A 15,253-nucleotide genomic window follows, 5' to 3' on the forward strand; every position below is an offset into this window, starting at 1 on the left:
AGCGGGGCGGACATGGCACGTCACAGCGGCGGGCGGGGCTGGTACGGCAAGGTGCTCGGGGCGGCGCTCGGGATGACGCTGCTGGCCGCCGGTGCCTCCGTGTGGTCCGCGCAGGCCGGCGCCTTGGGCGGCTCGTCGCCCAAGGCGACCGCGTCGGCCAAGCCGGGCAGTGACGCCGTCAAGCCGGTGGACGTGACCATCGTGCACGCCTCGGACAAGGGGGACCACGGCGTCAACATCACCATCGACGACGGCCCCGACCCCACGTGGACCCCTCAGGTGCTCGACGTGCTGCGGGAGTACGGGGTGAAGGCCACGTTCTGCATGGTGGGAACGCAGGCGCAGGCCCACCCGGACCTGGTGAAGAAGGTGGTCGCGGCCGGGCACCGGCTGTGCGACCACTCGGTGTCGCACGACACCACCATGGACAAGAAGTCCGAGGCCTACCAGTCGAAGGAGATCCTCGACGCCGAGCGCATGATCACCGAGGCGTCCGGTGGCGTACGGCCGATGTACTACCGGGCGCCCGGCGGGGCCTTCACCCCGTACAGCCGCAAGCTGGCCGCCTCCCGGGGCATGCGCCCGCTGGGCTGGAACGTGGACACCAAGGACTTCGAGCGGCCGGGCGCGGACGCCATCGTCGCCACCGTGCAGCGGGAGCTGCCCAGCGGGCCGACGCTCCTCTTCCACGACGCGGGCGGCGACCGCTCCCAGACCGTCGAGGCCCTGCGCCGGGTCCTCCCCCAGCTCAAGGAGCAGGGCTACTCCTACGGCTTCCCGGTGCGCTGAGCTCACGTGGCGGTGCCGAACGCGCCGGAGCGGCTCACCAGGCGGGAGCTGGTCCCCGTGCAGCTGTACGGCGGCGTCGGCTCGGGAACGACGGACGGTTCTACGGAGCGGGTTCGTAGGTCAGGACGGTGCCGGGGCACGCGTCCGCGAGCTGGGTGAGTGCCTCGAGTTCGACGGCGTCGACGGTGAGTCCCCAGCGGAGCTTCGTGGCGACCCACTCCGAGGCGTACCGGCACGTGGCGTCGACGGCCGGCGGCAGCCACTGGGCCGGGTCCTGGTCGGCCTTGCTGCGGTTGGAGGCCGCGGAGACGGCGACGAGGGAGGCCTGGGCGCCGAGGTCGTTGGCGTACGCCTCACGCCGCTGCGCGGTCCATTGCGACGCCCCGGAGTCCCAGGCCTCCGCGAGCGGCACCATGTGGTCGATGTCCAGGGCGGAGGCCGGGGTCATCCACTTGGCGTCGTAGTACGACCACCAGAGCCCGCCCGACAGCTTGCAGCCGGGGAGGACCTGGGGCGGGACGACCGCCTCGGAGATGAGCACCTCCGCTCGGGTGTTGCAGCCGTCGGTCGGGTTCGCGCCCGCGTTCCAGTGCTTGAAGCTCGTGCGCTGGTAGCCGTCCCTCACCTCCGCCGCGAGCGGGAGGTCGTGGACCGCTTCCGCCATCGGGAGGACGTACGTCTCAGAGGAACGATTCTGCGCATGAGCCGGAGTGGGTGCCGCAAGGGGCACGACGAGGAGTGCGGCCGCGATGGCGGCACGTCTGAGGTTTTTGATCACACAAAGCAGACTCGACCGCGCGTCCCTCTTTCGAGCGGTTCGACTCGAACTGATGAGCCAGGTGGACGCGTGAGTTCACCGGACAGGTGTGCCACGAGCCACTCGCTGATCAGAGAGACCTCAGGACCTGGCCGGCCCTGGTGACGAAGTCCGCCATGGCTTTCTCCAACGTCGCGGCTTCCTGGGTCTGCGCCGACCAGAGTTCGTCCTCCGTGAGGGACGCGCCCGCGGCCAGTGTCTGCTCCTGCTTGTCCCAGAGCGCTTCGAACGCGTCGGTCATGTCGGCCGCGAGCCGCTGCACCGTGGTGTCCGCGATGAGCGTCAGGTGGGTCCTGTGGGTGAACAGGGCTCTTACGGCCACGTCCAGCTCCCGCTCCGCGACCGCTCGCAGCTCATCCGATCGCGCCACGGCCGCTCTGCCGATCGCGGCCAGCTCCAGCCGGGCCTTGCTGATCGCCTCAAGACACTGAGCGCACGCATTCCTCAGCACCTGCTCACGCCGAGCGGAACGCTGCTCCCTCGCCTGGTGTGTCAGCTGGATCCGCATCACCAGCCAGGCCATACCGCCGGTGATCACGCTGGCCGCCAACGCGGACCCAGCGGCGATCACCGCGACCGCCACGTCACCTGACATGTTCCCCCCCTCGGCCGCCACGGATTCCGGGCACCGAAACGGCCCCCGACCAGCTACCCAGGTCGGGGGCCGTTCGCACTGCTCAGTGGTGGGAACGGCCCTCCTGCCACCGCCGCACCGCCTTTGCACGGCCTCCTCGTCCTCGACGGCATGGGCACCGGACGCGCCCGCGGCGCCCAGGATCAGCTCACCGTCGGCGACCAGGACTCCGCCGGCCCACGGGACGAAGTCGCCGCCGTAGAGGTGCTGGATGCCGTCGACGATCCCGCCGGGCAGGTCGATCTGCCCGGAGGGCTTGAGGGCGAGCAGCGCGGTGCGTGCCTTGGCCACGGCGATTCGGCTGGTCATGGGCATACCGCCGTCGTCCCGCCGCAGGGCGATCACCTCCCCGGCGACGTCGACGACGGCCACCGCCAACGGAGGGAACCCCCGCTCCGCACCGACGTCCAACGCGGCTTGGACCAGCCAGGCAGCCTCGGCCGACTCCAGCCCGGGAAGGCGTGGAGTATCAGACATGGGTACGAAATCATCAGCGCGGGCCCGCGTCGAGGGCGGCGAGAATGTCGGCGGGTTCGGCCCGCTTGGTGTAGTCGGTGTCCACGAACGCCCAGCGGATGATGCCGTCAGGGCCGATGACGTACGTGGCCGGCAGCGGCAGGGTGCGGGCGTGGCCGCCGTTGACGCGCTGGAGGTCGAAGCCGAACTCGTCGTAGACGGCGGCCAGTTCGTCGGACAGGTCGAAGGCGAGGCCGTACTGCTTGGCGGTGTCCGAGCCGATGTCGCTGAGCACGTCGAAGGCCAGCTCGTGCTTCTCGGCCAGGGTCAGGGACTCGTCGGGGATCTGCGGGGAGACGGCCACCAGGCGGGCGCCGCGGGCGGTGATGGCGTCGTGGTGCTGCTGGAGGGCGCGCAGCGCGAGGTTGCAGTACGGGCACCAGGCGCCGCGGTAGAAGGTCAGCACGACCGGGCCCCCGGCCAGCAGTTCGTCCAGGGCGACGGTCCGGCCCGCGGCGGAGGGCAGGCTGAAGCGGGGTGCCTGGGCGCCCGCGGACAGGGCGCGCTCGGACTGTCCGGACGCGGCGAGTTCCCGGGCCGCGCGTTCCATCACGTCCCGCTGGGCGGCGGGGATCTGCGGGTAGCGGGTCGTGAAGAAGGCCCGCAGTTCGGCATCGAGGCTCATCGTTGCTGTTCCCCCTGCTGACGACGGATCAACTCGGAACGGACGTTCCAAGTTGATCCGAGAGTAGCGGGTGACGCGCTATCTTGGAACCATCGTTTCAAGATGGTGAAGGACGCATGCCGGACATCAAGCACTTCGACCCCGACGCGGCCCTGGACACGGTGGTACGGCTGTTCTGGCGGCAGGGCGTCGCCTCGACCGGCGTACAGGACGTCGTGACCGCGACCGGGCTCAACCGGTCGAGTCTGTACGCGACCTTCGGTGGAAAGCAGGAGCTGTACCTCGCCGCGCTGCGGCGCTACGTCGAGACCCACTCCGAGCCGGCGTTCCGCCGCCTCGCGGAGGACGACCGCGGGCTGCCGGCCGTCGCCGAGTTCTTCACCGGGCTGATCGAGGTCCGCTGCTCGGGGCCGTACGCCCGGTGGGGCTGCATGGTCGTCAACGCGCACGCCGGCACGGAGAACGGCGAGGCGGAGGTCCGCCATGTCCTCGAACGGCACCATCACCGGTTGCGGGACGCCCTGCTCGCCGCCCTCCGCACCGCCCGGTCACGGGGGCAGCTGGCCCCGGACGCCGAACTCGCCGCCGCTGCCGAGCTGCTGGCCACGCTCGCCTACGGGGTCAACCTGCGCTCCCGCGCCGGGGCCGGCGCCCCGACCCTGCACCGGACGGTGTCCACGGCCCTGGCCTTCCTCGGCGGCGAGCCCGCCTACTGACGTCGGGCGCGGATCCTGCGCCCGCGGTGGAGCCGGCCGCTCACGCCGGTGAACTCCAGGTCCAGGCCGATGCCTTCGCGTTCGGCGTGGATGTGCAGGTGCGGCTCGGTGGTGTTGCCGGTGTTGCCGACCTCGCCGAGGAGTTGGCCCCGGCGGACGGTGTCGCCCTCGGTGACCGTCACCGAGCCGGGGCGCAGGTGGGCCAGTTTGACGATCTCCCGGCCGGTGTCGAGGAACACGTGGTTGCCGTAAGGCGGTTGGTAGCGGATCTCGCCCGGTTTCTGGTCGTGGAACGTGTCGGCGGCGGAGACCACCCGGCCGTCGCAGGGAGAGCGGACGGGACGTCCGTAGGCGGCGTAGGCGGTCAGGTCATGGCCGGATCCGGTACGGGTGCCGTACGGGCCCAGCGCGACCAGGTCGAGCGCGCCGCGCTGTTCCGGGATCCGGGCGTGGTGGTTGAGCGCTCGGCCGCCGCCCTGGACGACGTACCAGGTGCCCTCCAGCGGGAACAGCAGCGGCTGGGACAGCGGTGCCTTCCAGCGGTGCAGCCGCGCGGCGGCGACCAGCCACACGGCTCCGGCCAGGAGCGCCAGGCCGCCGGCAAGGCCGAGGGTGCCGTGTCCCGCCGGCAGACCGGGCAGCCGCCACGCGGAGGCGACGGCCGCGACGCCGCCCGCTTCGACCAGGCGGCGCGGCAGACGGGGCTGCTGCGCCGGCGCGCCCCACCCCTCGACGATCACGTAGAAGGCGGCGAGGGTCGCCATGTCGCCGAGCCAGGCGGTCCGGTCGGCCGCCGTCCACAGGGTCAGGACGGTCCACGACGCGACCAGGATCAGGCACACCGCCCACGTCAGGAGCACCGGCCCGCGTCGGCGGCGCCGTGCCGGCGTGTAGCGGGCGCCTTCGAGGAGCAGGCCCGTGAGTTCGCCGTCGGGGGCCACTTGGGCCCAGGCCCGCACCCGGCCCTTGCTGCCGGTCACGATCAGCCCGTCGGGACCGTCCGCCACGGTGACGAGATCTCCGACGCGGGCGATCGTGGCGCGGACGATCCGCTCCAGGGTGTCCGCGCCGACCGCTTCCGCCACGCGGGGCGCGAGGCGGGGCCGGTCGTCCGGGTCCGCCGTGAGGAACCGCGCCAGGGCCCGCGCTTCCGGCGGTTGCGCGGCCTCAGGCATGCTCGTGGGCTGCCTCGGCGGCGGTCTTCAGGTCGTGCAGCCAGGCTTCGATGCCCGCCCCGAGCGCCGCGGTCGCCGTGGGAACGTCTGCCTCGACCTGGTCGCCGGTCCAGGTCTCCTCCGTATGGACGCGCACGCCGCCCCTCACCTTCCTGAACGTCCACAGGTGGACGCCTTCGTCGATACGCAGCCCGTCACCGATGGCGGGTCCACTCCACAAGACGCAGTCGTGACGCTGGAGTTCCCGGACGGTGGAGGTGATTTCGAGTGTGATGGCGGGGGTCGTGGGGGTGGCCGGTGCGGGGGTCGTCCAGCGGAACCGCGCACCCTTCCGCAGCGGGCCGGGGTCGAGACGTTCGACGCCGGTGACGGGGGGCTGCCAGGACGGCCAGCGTTCCACGTCGGTCTGGAGTTTCCAGACGGTGCTCAGCGGCGCCTTGATCACGACGTCGGACCGGTAGCGGATGAGGGCGCCGGTGTCGACGCCGTGGCCGCCGCACTCGGACGGGTCGCTGTGGCGGGCGGCGTGGGCGGGTGCGGCCTGGGCGGGCGGCACGGTGCTCGCGAGTACGCCGGCGACGGCGAGCGAGACCGTGATCGTGACCGCGGCCGTGCGCAGGCGAAGGGGGCGGGGGCGCTGACCGGGTGAGGGCGACGGGCCGTTGCCGGACATGGTGGTCCTCTCGTCGTGCCGTCGTGTCGTCGTGGTGATCTGCGTGATCTGGGTGATCTGACCGCGCGCTCGGTGTCCGCTACGGGTTCAGCACGACCTTCCCGGCCACGGTGCCGGACTCGGCCAGCCGCAGGGCGTCGGCGACGCGGGTGAGCGGCAGTTGGGCGGCGATCTGGGCGGTGACCTCGCCGCGCTGGAGGGCGGTGAAGACCTGGGTGAGGTCGGCGCGGAGCCGGGACCGGAACCGGTTCTTGGCCAGGGCCCGGCCGGCCCAGACGTTGAAGAAGTAGGCGCTGCGGCGGTTGGGCAGCGTGTTCCACAGCCACACCCGGAAGAGCAGCTTGATGACGGGCCACTGCTTGGACCCCTCGTCGTCACGGGTGGAGGCGCTGCCGTACGAGACGAGCGTGCCGCCGGGGGCGAGGAGGCGCCAGGAGTCGACGATGCCGCGCCCGCCGACGTGGTCGAAGACGGCGTCCACCCCGCGGGGGGCGAGTTCGCGGATCCGTGCGGCGAGGTCGCCGCCGCGGTAGTCGACGGGGGTCACTCCGCGTTCCCGCAGGGCGTCGTGGTGGCGGGCGGACGCCGTGCCGATCACACGCGCCCCCGCGGCCTGGGCGAGCTGGACCAGGACCGAGCCGACGCCACCGTTGGCGCCGTGCACCACGACGGTGTGCCCGGCGCGGACGCGGGCCTTGCGGTGCAGCATCTGCCAGGCGGTGATGCCGTTGACGACGAGGGTCTCCGCCTCCGCCGCACCGATCCCGTGGGGCACCGGCACCGCGTCCGCCGCGTCGACGAGCACGTGGCTGGCCCAGCCGCCGACCTTGACCAGCGCGGCGACCCGGGTGCCGGCCAGGCCCGGCTCGACGCCCTCGCCGGTCGACAGCACCGTACCGACGAGGTCGTAGCCGGGGACGAACGGGAACGGGGGCTGGTCGTAGTAGCGGCCACGCCGCATCTGCTGCTCGGCGAAGGAGACCCCGGTCGCCTCCATCCGGATCACGACCTGACCCGGGCCCGGGGTGGGGACGGCTCCGTGCCGGATCTGGAGTCCTTCGGGCTCGACCTTGCCCGGCAGAACGACCTCGACGAGTCCTTCGGCGCTCATGGTGACCTCCGCTGCGTTTCCCGATGTGGTTACTTGCTTTCGCGTTCGTTAGAAGTTGTAACTCACCGGCACGCGGAGAGTCAATAGCTTCCGTGATAGCCTCTAACTAAGCTTGCGGGTGCAGGCGTAGCGGTGCGGAAAGGCGGCAGGCCGATGACGGACAAGGGCACGAAGACCCCGCGCGAGCGCTATCGCGCCCAGGTGCGTACGGAGATCAAGGAACGCGCGTGGGAGCAGATCGCCGCGGCGGGCGCGTCCGCGCTCTCCCTCAACGCGATCGCCAAGCGGATGGGCATGAGCGGACCCGCGCTGTACCGGTACTTCGACAGCCGTGACGAGCTGATCACCGAGCTCGTCCGGGACGCGTACCGCAGCCTGGCCGACACCATCCGCGCGGCCTCGGAGATCGGTACCGACGTGGCCACGCTGGCGCACGCCCTGCGCGGCTGGGCCCTGGCGGACCCCCACCGCTACTTCCTCATCTACGGCACGCCCGTCCCCGGTTACCACGCGCCCGACGACATCACCGCGATCGCGGCCGAGATCATGGCGACCCTTCTGGACGCCTTCGCCGCGCTGCCGCCGGCCGGCCCGGTGACCTCGTTCGACGGGCACCTCGAAGGCCACCGGGACTGGGCGGGCGGGCATCCCGCCCCGCCCGCGGTCCTGCACCGGGCCCTGAGCTTCTGGACCCGGCTGCACGGCGTCCTGTCCCTGGAACTCGCCGGCCACTTCACCGGGATGGGCTTCGACCCCGCGCAGTTCTTCGACGCCGAACTGGACGACCTGGCCGGCCCCGGCGCGTCAGGCCGGTGACTTCACCGCCAGGGCGGCCTGGGCGGGCCGGTGTACGACGCGGCGGGGCCGGGTCGGCATCCCGAGCATCGGGTTGGCGACGCTCCAGGCCGCGCCCTTGCAGATCAGCTCCTTGTAGACGGCGGCGAGCCGTCCGGTCAGGGCCGCCCGGACCGCGCGGTCGTCGGCGGTGACGTACTGGATCAGGCCTTCCCTCCGGCCCAGTGAGATGCACTGGTTGAAGTAGCGCAGCGGCGTCCTCGGGAGCTTTCCGCCGGTCAGGCGCGCCGCGATGGCGTCGGCGGCCTGCCATGCCATGGGGGTGCCCGAGGCGCACGACATCCGCAGCGGCTTGTCGCCGGGGCCCATCGCCATGGCCGCGTCGCCGATGGCGTACACGTCCGGGTGCGAGACCGAGCGCATGGTCCGGTCGACCACGATCCGGCCCGTCCCGGTGACCTCCAGGGTGGTGGCCTTCGCGATCGGGTGGACGGCGAAGCCGGTGGTCCACACGGTGACCGCGGCCGGGACGGAGGCTCCGTCGGCGGTGGCGACGCGGTCGGCCTCGACGGCGGTGACGGCGGCGTGCTCGTACGCGGTGATGCCGAGCCTGCCGAAGACCTTCCGCAGGTGCCGGCGGCCCTTGGGCGAGAGCCAGTCGCCGAGGGCACCGCGGGCGGCGAGGGCGACGTCGAGGTCCGGGCGGGCCTCGGCGATCTCGGTCGCGGCCTCCAGGCCGGTGAGGCCGCCGCCGACCACGACCACGTGCTGCCCGGCGCCGAGGCCGGCCAGCCGCTCGCGCAGCCGGAGCGCTCCGGGGCGGCCGGCGATCTCGTGGGCGTGCTCGGCGGTGCCGGGGACGCCCTGGCTGTTCCAGCCGCTGCCGAGGGCGTAGACGAGGGTGTCGTACGCCAGCTCCTCGGCCGCCGGCTCCTCGGCCGCCGGCTCCTCAGCCGTCGGCTTCTCGGCCGCCGGCCCCGCGGCGTCGTTCACGTCGGTGACGGTGACGGTGACGGTCTTGCGGTCGGTGTCGACGCCGGTGACCTTCGCGAGCCTCAGTTCGACGCCGGTGCCCGCGAACATCTCGCCGAAGGGCCTGGGCGCGAGATCCTGGCCGGTCGCCAGCTGGTGCATCCGGACGCGCTCGACGAAGTCGGGCTCGGCGTTGACGAGAGTGATGGCGACGTCTTCGCGGTGCAGCCTCCTGGCGAGGCGCCCGGCGGCGATGGCTCCGGTGTATCCGGCTCCGAGGACGACGATGCGGTGCTGCATTTCCTGGCTCCTGTCTTGAGCGGATTCGCCTCTTGAACCGGACGGTCCGCCGTTTCCTGACAGGAATGGGATGTGAAGCAGCTCACATCGTGGTCAGAAGGCGCTGAGCAGGGGCTCGCCCTGGTCGCCGGCCGCCCACTGCCGGGTCGCGCGTTCGAGCTTGTCGGGGTTGACCTGGTTGCGGAACGCGGCGATGCCCTCGGCCGTGATCTCCAGGCACATGACGCCGACGACCCGGTCCTCGACGACCGCCACGACGGCGGGGTCGCCGTTGGCGGTCCTGACATACATCTCGGGCGAGCCGCCGACCAGGGCGCGCTTGGCCTCGCTGGGCTTGAACAGGCCCCGCAGGAACTTCGCGACCGCGAGCGCGCCCTCGAACGCCTTGGCGCGGGCCGGGACCTTCCCGCCGCCGTCGCCGACCGAGACGGCGTCCTCGGTGAGCAGCCGCACGAGCGGCTCGGTCCGGCCGCTGGTGGCGGCCGCGAGGAACTCCTCGACGATCCGCCGGGCGGCGGCCTCGTCGATCCCGGTGCGGGCCTTGCCGGCCGCGACGTGCTTCTTGGCACGGTGGAAGATCTGGGCGCTGGCGGCCTCGGTGAGGTCGAGGATCTCGGCGATCTCCCGGTGCGGGTAGCCGAAGGCCTCCCGCAGCACGTACACCGCCCGCTCGCCCGGAGAGAGGCGCTCCAGCAGGACGAGGACCGCGTACGAGACCGACTCGCGCTGTTCTGCGGTGTCGGCCGGGCCGAGCATCGGGTCCCCGGCGAGCAGCGGCTCGGGAAGCCACTGGCCCACATAGGTCTCGCGCCGGGCGCGGGCCGAGGTGAGCTGGGTGAGGCACAGGTTGGTGAGCACCTTCGTCAGCCACGCCTCGGGGACCTCGATGCGCTCGACGTCGGCGGCCTGCCAGCGCAGGAACGTCTCCTGCACGACGTCCTCGGCCTCGCTCGCGGAGCCGAGGAGACGGTACGCGAGGGCCTCCAGACGGGGCCGGAAGGCCTCGAACCGGTCCACGTCGTGCACGGTCAGCGCCATGGCCCGGATCCTAGTGCCCGCGGCGCGCGACGGAGGCGGCGGTCAGTGGTCGAGGCTCGCGTACCACTCGCCGCGGCCCCGCGGTGTCAGGTCGAGGAGGTGCCAGACGGGGGCCAGGAGGTCGATGCCGCGCTGGTCGATGTCGTCGGCCATGCGGGGGTGGGCGGAGTAGAAGTGGCGGATCGTGCCGTCGCCGTCGCGGGTGAGGACGGAGACCGTGGAGTCCTGTTCGCCGGCCTTGTCCTCGCTGCCCAGGTCGTACTTGAACGTACTGTCACCGCAGCTCAGCAGCCGCAGCCGGCGCCAGCCGCGATCGCGGGCGTACTGCCGCAGGGTGGGCGGGTCGGCGGCCGCGGCGACGGCGAAGTCCGCGTTGGGGGCGAGGTGGCGGGCGACGCCTTCGAAGCCGTCGATCCACAGGGTGCACATCGGGCAGGGGCTGCTCTGGAGCTTGCCGTACATGAAGTGGTAGACGATCAGCGGTCGTCCCGGGCCGGTGAACAGCTCGCTCAGGGCGACCTCGCGGACCGGTGTGTCGCCGGCGTCGAGGTCCGCGGGGACTTCGAGGAAGACGTAGTCGTCCACGGGCGGCCCCTGGGGGAGGCTCCGGCGCAGGGCCGCGACCGTCTCGCGGTGCCGCATGAGGTCGATCTCGGCCTGGCGCAGCTCTTCGCGGGCCGCGAGGTAGTCCGCCGATTCCCCGGCCAGTCTGGTGTGCCGCAACATCGCGTCCTCCTGGGGTGGCCATCCCCCGGTCCCGAGTCTATGGCGCCCGCTCGCGCCCGGCGACCGTGTCGGCCACGACACGGGGTACAGGGTCAGCCTTTAGTCTGAGGACCTGAAATCGCTCTCGATGCACAGCGTTTGGGAAAGGTGACCGGCGATGCCGCTGAGCCCCGGGGATGCCGAGTCCATAGGGTCGATAGGCGGCTACACGCTGATCGACCGGCTGGGCAGCGGTGGCATGGGGGTCGTCTACCTGGGGCGCGCGGCCTCGGGGCGGCAGGTCGCGGTGAAGGTGGTGCACGCCCAGTACGCGCAGGACGAGGAGTTCCGGGCGCGCTTCCGGCAGGAGGTCGCGGCGGCCCGCCGGGTGAGCGGCGCGTTCACCGCCCCCGTGGTGGACGCCGATCCGGAGGCCGGGCAGCCGTGGATGGCGACGCTGTACGTGCCGGGCCGCACGCTGTCGGAGGTCGTGGCCAAGGAAGGCCCGTTGAACGGGCGGGAGTTGCGCGCGCTGGGGCTGGGGCTCGTCGAGGCGCTGCGGGACATCCACCAGGTGGGCCTGGTGCACCGGGACCTGAAGCCGAGCAACGTCCTGATGGCCGAGGACGGGCCGCGCGTCATCGACTTCGGCATCTCGCGCGCCGCCGACAACGAGACCCTCACCGTGACCGGGCGGCTGATCGGCACCCCGCCGTTCATGTCGCCGGAGCAGTTCGTCTCGCCGCGGGACGTCACCGCGGCCTCGGACGTGTTCTCGCTGGGGTCGGTCCTGGTGTACGCGGCCACCGGCAACCGTCCCTTCGACGGCGGCAGCCCGTACCTGACGGGCTATCAGGTGATGCACGAGCCACCGACCCTGGACGGGCTCCGGGAGCCGCTCCGGAGCATGGTCGAACGCTGCCTGGACAAGGACCCGGCCGCCCGGCCCGACCCGGCCGAACTGCACCGCATGCTCCAGACGCTGCCGGATTCCACCGCGGCCGCGACCGCCGTGGAACCCCGCCGCCAGGGTGTCCGTCCGCGCCCCGGGCCAACGGGTACGGACCCCACCCACGTGACGGACGGGACGGGCGGGACGGGTGACACGGCCGCGCCCCGTGCCGGCCGCGGACGCCGCCGGCGACGGGTCCTCGTCAGCCTCGCCGCGGCCCTGGCCGTCACCGGGCTGAGCGTCACCACGATGCACCTCGTGTCGCACTCGACCTCGCAGCCGCCGACGAAGTCCTCGTCGTCCGCCTCCACCGGCACGCGCGCCGCGGCGCTGCCCGCCGGCTGGAAGCCCTGGCGGACGAAGCTGACGCACGGCTCGGGCGGCATCGACCCGATCTTCTACGCGGAGTCCGGGTGCCTGCCGGGCGGAACGGCCGTGTACTGCGCCGGAACGGGCTTCACGGTCGCCAAGGTCGACGCCGCCTCCGGCCGCACCCTGTGGCGGTCCGGCACCAACCCGCAGGAAGTACGGCCGGTCGGTGTCCAGGACGGGCTCGTCTACGTCTACTCCATGCCGGACGACGCGGCCGCCGGCAACAGGTACCTGAACCTGGTCGCCCTGGACGCCGCCACCGGGAAGCAGCGGTGGGCGCGCCGTATCGGCGACAACGACGCACCGGCGTACGTGTTCGACGGCGGGGTGCTGACCATGTCGTCCTCCGGGACGCGGTTCGTGGCGTACGGGCCCTCGGGCAAGGCGCTGTGGACGTCGCCGGCGGCGGTGCCGGGCAAGACCTGCAAACCGCTGGCGCTGGGCGGCGCCCCGTACGCCCTGTGCTCGGCGGACGACGATCCCAACGGGGTTCCGGTGAACCTGCTGCGGCTCGACACGTCGAACGGCACCCGGAGCGACTTCACGACGCTGCCGCCGACGGCGCAGCCGCTCGGGATGTCCGGCGGACAGTTCCTGTTCGCCGTGACGCAGAACCCGAACGAGGTGTCGCAGTCCGTGGGCGACTGGTCGTACGCGGCGCTGGTGCGGGTGAACCCGAGCAGCGGCGCCGCGAAGCGGCTACCGCTGACGGGAACGGCGCGCGGCGCCGCCGCCCTGGTGGACGGCGCCGTCTACGTCGTACGGCAGGACGGAGTCGTCACCGCGGTGTCGGCGACCACCGGCAAGCAGCTGTGGCGGAAGGCCACGCAGCTGGAGAACCTGTCCACACCGGTGTTCTCGTCGCACTACGGCGACCTCTACCTCGCCAACCACTTCGGCCGTCTGCTGGCGCTGGACCGGGGCACCGGAGCGGAGCGGTGGCGCACGGCCGCGATGGACGACCTCGGGAACTCGGCGGGCGAGAACACCCCGAGCCTGCTGCTGGTCAAGGACGCGATCGTGGCGGTGGCGGGCAACACGGCCTTCTCCGTACGCCCGGACCGCCCCACGGTTCGTTGACGCCCCGTCATATGTCGCGTGTGACAGAGGCGATCACAGCGGAGACGACCCCGGTCACGACAAGGCTCCCCACCATGACCAGCCCCACGCCGATCACGAAGAGACCGCTGGAGTCGTCCGACCAGTCGTAATAGGCGGCGGCGGTCAGGCCGAGCGTGGTGCCGAGCACGGCGCCCATGACGTAGTGCCGGGACGCGGCCCAGTACACCGGCAGCAGCAGCGTCAGTACCAGCCCGATGATCTGCCACGTCTCGTACGGGCCGGTCGCCGTGCCGTCGAACTGTTCGACACGACGCTGGTCCCAGCCCAGCCAGGCGGCCCACATCGCCACCGTGACCCCCGCCAGGGCGAGGATCGACAGCAGTTGTCGGAGAACCGGTCTCATCAGTCCTTCGCGCATGACCCAAGCGTTTCGGCTCGCCCCGGCGCCGGCCAGAGCCCGGGTACTCAGCTCCACCCGAGTACCTGAGCTCTGGGCACGTCATGTGGACCGGCGCGCCTGTCGCACTTCGCGGTCGATCGCCCAGGCGTCCGCCACCGGGCCCAGGTGCCCGAGCTTGTCGGGGTTGATCACCGAGCGGATCGTCTGGATCCTCCCGTCGAGGACATCGAGCGCCAGGGTGTGCAGGACCCTGCCGTCCCGGTCGCGGAAGACCGCACCCGGCCGCCCGTTGACCTCGTGCGGTTCGAACGTCACGCCGACCCGGGCCATACGGGGCAAGACGGAGGCGAGCAGCCGGGCCACGTTCTCGGCGCCGATGACGGCCCTGGCCAGCTGCGGGGCCTTGCCGCCGCCGTCGCCGACCATCGACACGTCGGCGGCGAGCAGTTCCCGCAGCCCGGCGACGTCGCCTCCGCGGAGGGCGGCGAAGAACCGTGACGCCAGTTCCTCCCGCTCCTCACGGGCCGTCTCGAAGCGCGGCCGCCCGGCCTCCATGTGCCGCCGCGCCCGCACCAGCAGCTGCCGGCACGCCGCCTCCGACCGCCCCACCGCGGCGGCGACCTCGTCGAACCCGAAGCCGAACACCTCCCGCAGCACGAAGACCCCCCGCTCCAGCGGGCTGAGCCGCTCCAGCAGCAACAGCGCCGCCATCGACACCGAGTCGGCCAGCTCCGCCGACCGGGACGGATCCTGATACGGGTCGTCGAGCAGCGGCTCGGGGAACCACGGGCCGACGTACTCCTCCCGCCGCACCCGCGCCGACCGCAGCACATCGATCGAGATCCGTGTCACGACGGCCGCCAGAAAGGCCTTGACCGACGTGGGCCGGGTCGAGGAGCCGGCGAAGCGCAGCCATGTCTCCTGCACCGCGTCCTCGGCCTCGGCCACGCTGCCCAGGATCCGGTAGGCGATCGAGAACAGCAGTGGCCGCAGCTCCTCGAACTCCTCGACCTCGCTCACGCCGGACGACCTTCCCCGATGCCGGTCAGTGGAACGAGCCGGGCTGGTAGTCGCCGGCCGGCTGCTGGTTGATGATGTTCAGCCGGTTCGCCGCGTTCATGAAGGCGACCAGGATCGCCAGGGCGGTGAGCTGGTCCTCGTCGTAGTACTTGGCGGCGGCCGCCCACACGTCGTCACCGACCCCGCCGGCCGCGTCCGCGACCCGGGTGCCCTCCTCCGCCAGCTCCAGCGCGGCACGCTCGGCCTCGGTGAAGACGGTGGCCTCCCGCCACGCCGCGACCAGGTTCAGCCGCACCGGGCTCTCGCCGGCGGCGGCCGCTTCCTTGGTGTGCATGTCGATGCAGAAGGCGCAGCCGTTGATCTGGCTCACGCGCAGGGACACCAGCTCCCGTGTCGTGGCCGGCAGGGGCCCTTCCGTGATCGTCCTGCCCGCCGACATGAAGTGCTTGAGGGCCTTGCCGGCGGTCGGGGCGGCGAGATAGTCCAGTCGCGCTTCCATGGTGCGCCTCCTCTGAGGTCGTCAGTGGCTACACACCCGAGACGGGACGACCCCGCCGCCTGTGACATCGGTGGATGTGACC

At 72.2% G+C, this 15,253-nt stretch carries 16 protein-coding genes; 4 read left to right on the forward strand and 12 right to left on the reverse strand.

From position 1 onward, the window contains the following. Window positions 1–12 precede the first annotated feature (12 nt). A complete protein-coding gene (locus ABZ915_RS09385; protein WP_361798437.1) occupies window positions 13–789 on the forward strand; it encodes a polysaccharide deacetylase family protein in 777 nt (258 codons plus the stop codon). Between the two features lie 100 nt (window positions 790–889). On the opposite strand, the gene ABZ915_RS09390 is transcribed toward ABZ915_RS09385, so the two are convergent. From ABZ915_RS09390 to ABZ915_RS09400, 3 genes are all read right to left on the reverse strand, one after another. After that, window positions 890–1,567: an HNH endonuclease family protein gene (locus tag ABZ915_RS09390; RefSeq protein WP_361798440.1), complete on the reverse strand. Its 678-nt coding sequence runs from the start codon at window positions 1,565–1,567 to the stop codon at window positions 890–892. Window positions 1,568–1,676: 109 nt separating this feature from the next. After that, window positions 1,677–2,717 (reverse strand): heme-binding protein, encoded by a 1,041-nt coding sequence (locus ABZ915_RS09395; protein ID WP_361798443.1) that lies wholly within the window; start codon window positions 2,715–2,717, stop codon window positions 1,677–1,679. A gap of 13 nt (window positions 2,718–2,730) precedes the next feature. Then, window positions 2,731–3,381: a peroxiredoxin-like family protein gene (locus ABZ915_RS09400; RefSeq protein WP_361798446.1), complete on the reverse strand. Its 651-nt coding sequence runs from the start codon at window positions 3,379–3,381 to the stop codon at window positions 2,731–2,733. Window positions 3,382–3,497: 116 nt separating this feature from the next. Here ABZ915_RS09400 and ABZ915_RS09405 point away from each other — a divergent pair, with 116 nt between their 5' ends. After that, window positions 3,498–4,097 (forward strand): TetR/AcrR family transcriptional regulator, encoded by a 600-nt coding sequence (locus tag ABZ915_RS09405; RefSeq protein WP_361798449.1) that lies wholly within the window; start codon window positions 3,498–3,500, stop codon window positions 4,095–4,097. Here ABZ915_RS09405 and ABZ915_RS09410 read toward each other — a convergent pair. The 3 genes from ABZ915_RS09410 to ABZ915_RS09420 form a co-directional block, all read right to left on the reverse strand. After that, complete coding sequence (locus tag ABZ915_RS09410; protein ID WP_361798452.1) at window positions 4,091–5,272, reverse strand: M23 family metallopeptidase; 1,182 nt, start codon at window positions 5,270–5,272, stop codon at window positions 4,091–4,093. The genes ABZ915_RS09405 and ABZ915_RS09410 overlap by 7 nt on opposite strands. Beyond that, complete coding sequence (locus ABZ915_RS09415) at window positions 5,265–5,945, reverse strand: SRPBCC family protein (protein ID WP_361798455.1); 681 nt, start codon at window positions 5,943–5,945, stop codon at window positions 5,265–5,267. The genes ABZ915_RS09410 and ABZ915_RS09415 overlap by 8 nt, the downstream gene beginning before the upstream one ends. Window positions 5,946–6,024: 79 nt before the next feature. Next, on the reverse strand, window positions 6,025–7,056 hold the full coding sequence (locus ABZ915_RS09420) for a medium chain dehydrogenase/reductase family protein (RefSeq protein WP_361798458.1): 1,032 nt from the start codon (window positions 7,054–7,056) through the stop codon (window positions 6,025–6,027). Between the two features lie 153 nt (window positions 7,057–7,209). Between ABZ915_RS09420 and ABZ915_RS09425 the strand changes: the two genes are divergently transcribed. Then, window positions 7,210–7,872, forward strand: coding sequence for a TetR/AcrR family transcriptional regulator (locus ABZ915_RS09425; protein WP_361798461.1), 663 nt, complete (start codon window positions 7,210–7,212; stop codon window positions 7,870–7,872). On the opposite strand, the gene ABZ915_RS09430 is transcribed toward ABZ915_RS09425, so the two are convergent. From ABZ915_RS09430 to ABZ915_RS09440, 3 genes are all read right to left on the reverse strand, one after another. Next, window positions 7,861–9,123 (reverse strand): FAD-dependent oxidoreductase, encoded by a 1,263-nt coding sequence (locus tag ABZ915_RS09430; RefSeq protein WP_361798464.1) that lies wholly within the window; start codon window positions 9,121–9,123, stop codon window positions 7,861–7,863. The genes ABZ915_RS09425 and ABZ915_RS09430 overlap by 12 nt on opposite strands. A gap of 93 nt (window positions 9,124–9,216) precedes the next feature. Next, window positions 9,217–10,161, reverse strand: coding sequence for an RNA polymerase sigma factor SigJ (gene sigJ, locus ABZ915_RS09435; RefSeq protein WP_361798467.1), 945 nt, complete (start codon window positions 10,159–10,161; stop codon window positions 9,217–9,219). Between the two features lie 42 nt (window positions 10,162–10,203). Further along, the gene (locus ABZ915_RS09440) at window positions 10,204–10,887 is read right to left on the reverse strand and encodes a DUF899 family protein (protein WP_361798470.1); all 684 of its coding nucleotides are present in this window, start codon (window positions 10,885–10,887) and stop codon (window positions 10,204–10,206) included. A 157-nt stretch (window positions 10,888–11,044) separates the two neighbouring features. Here ABZ915_RS09440 and ABZ915_RS09445 point away from each other — a divergent pair, with 157 nt between their 5' ends. After that, complete coding sequence (locus ABZ915_RS09445) at window positions 11,045–13,270, forward strand: PQQ-binding-like beta-propeller repeat protein (RefSeq protein ID WP_361798474.1); 2,226 nt, start codon at window positions 11,045–11,047, stop codon at window positions 13,268–13,270. 7 nt (window positions 13,271–13,277) lie between these two features. Here the strand turns inward: ABZ915_RS09445 and ABZ915_RS09450 are convergent, their stop codons facing one another. The 3 genes from ABZ915_RS09450 to ABZ915_RS09460 form a co-directional block, all read right to left on the reverse strand. Then, window positions 13,278–13,670, reverse strand: coding sequence for a hypothetical protein (locus ABZ915_RS09450; RefSeq protein ID WP_361798477.1), 393 nt, complete (start codon window positions 13,668–13,670; stop codon window positions 13,278–13,280). A gap of 81 nt (window positions 13,671–13,751) precedes the next feature. Continuing rightward, window positions 13,752–14,672: an RNA polymerase sigma-70 factor gene (locus tag ABZ915_RS09455; protein WP_361798480.1), complete on the reverse strand. Its 921-nt coding sequence runs from the start codon at window positions 14,670–14,672 to the stop codon at window positions 13,752–13,754. 25 nt (window positions 14,673–14,697) lie between these two features. Then, window positions 14,698–15,171: a carboxymuconolactone decarboxylase family protein gene (locus ABZ915_RS09460; protein ID WP_361798483.1), complete on the reverse strand. Its 474-nt coding sequence runs from the start codon at window positions 15,169–15,171 to the stop codon at window positions 14,698–14,700. Window positions 15,172–15,253 lie beyond the last annotated feature (82 nt).

This window comes from Streptomyces sp. NPDC046915 (assembly GCF_040644935.1).
Lineage (GTDB): Bacteria > Actinomycetota > Actinomycetes > Streptomycetales > Streptomycetaceae > Streptomyces.

Excerpts from the sequence above, each read along its gene's own strand:
- ABZ915_RS09385 (WP_361798437.1), top strand. The coding sequence starts at position 13 with ATGGCACGTCACAGCGGCGGGCGGGGCTGGTACGGCAAGGTGCTCGGG.
- ABZ915_RS09395 (WP_361798443.1), bottom strand. The coding sequence starts at position 2,717 with ATGTCTGATACTCCACGCCTTCCCGGGCTGGAGTCGGCCGAGGCTGCC.
- ABZ915_RS09400 (WP_361798446.1), bottom strand. The coding sequence starts at position 3,381 with ATGAGCCTCGATGCCGAACTGCGGGCCTTCTTCACGACCCGCTACCCG.
- ABZ915_RS09405 (WP_361798449.1), top strand. The coding sequence starts at position 3,498 with ATGCCGGACATCAAGCACTTCGACCCCGACGCGGCCCTGGACACGGTG.
- ABZ915_RS09410 (WP_361798452.1), bottom strand. The coding sequence starts at position 5,272 with ATGCCTGAGGCCGCGCAACCGCCGGAAGCGCGGGCCCTGGCGCGGTTC.
- ABZ915_RS09415 (WP_361798455.1), bottom strand. The coding sequence starts at position 5,945 with ATGTCCGGCAACGGCCCGTCGCCCTCACCCGGTCAGCGCCCCCGCCCC.
- ABZ915_RS09420 (WP_361798458.1), bottom strand. The coding sequence starts at position 7,056 with ATGAGCGCCGAAGGACTCGTCGAGGTCGTTCTGCCGGGCAAGGTCGAG.
- ABZ915_RS09425 (WP_361798461.1), top strand. The coding sequence starts at position 7,210 with ATGACGGACAAGGGCACGAAGACCCCGCGCGAGCGCTATCGCGCCCAG.
- ABZ915_RS09430 (WP_361798464.1), bottom strand. The coding sequence starts at position 9,123 with ATGCAGCACCGCATCGTCGTCCTCGGAGCCGGATACACCGGAGCCATC.
- sigJ (WP_361798467.1), bottom strand. The coding sequence starts at position 10,161 with ATGGCGCTGACCGTGCACGACGTGGACCGGTTCGAGGCCTTCCGGCCC.
- ABZ915_RS09440 (WP_361798470.1), bottom strand. The coding sequence starts at position 10,887 with ATGTTGCGGCACACCAGACTGGCCGGGGAATCGGCGGACTACCTCGCG.
- ABZ915_RS09445 (WP_361798474.1), top strand. The coding sequence starts at position 11,045 with ATGCCGCTGAGCCCCGGGGATGCCGAGTCCATAGGGTCGATAGGCGGC.
- ABZ915_RS09450 (WP_361798477.1), bottom strand. The coding sequence starts at position 13,670 with ATGCGCGAAGGACTGATGAGACCGGTTCTCCGACAACTGCTGTCGATC.
- ABZ915_RS09460 (WP_361798483.1), bottom strand. The coding sequence starts at position 15,171 with ATGGAAGCGCGACTGGACTATCTCGCCGCCCCGACCGCCGGCAAGGCC.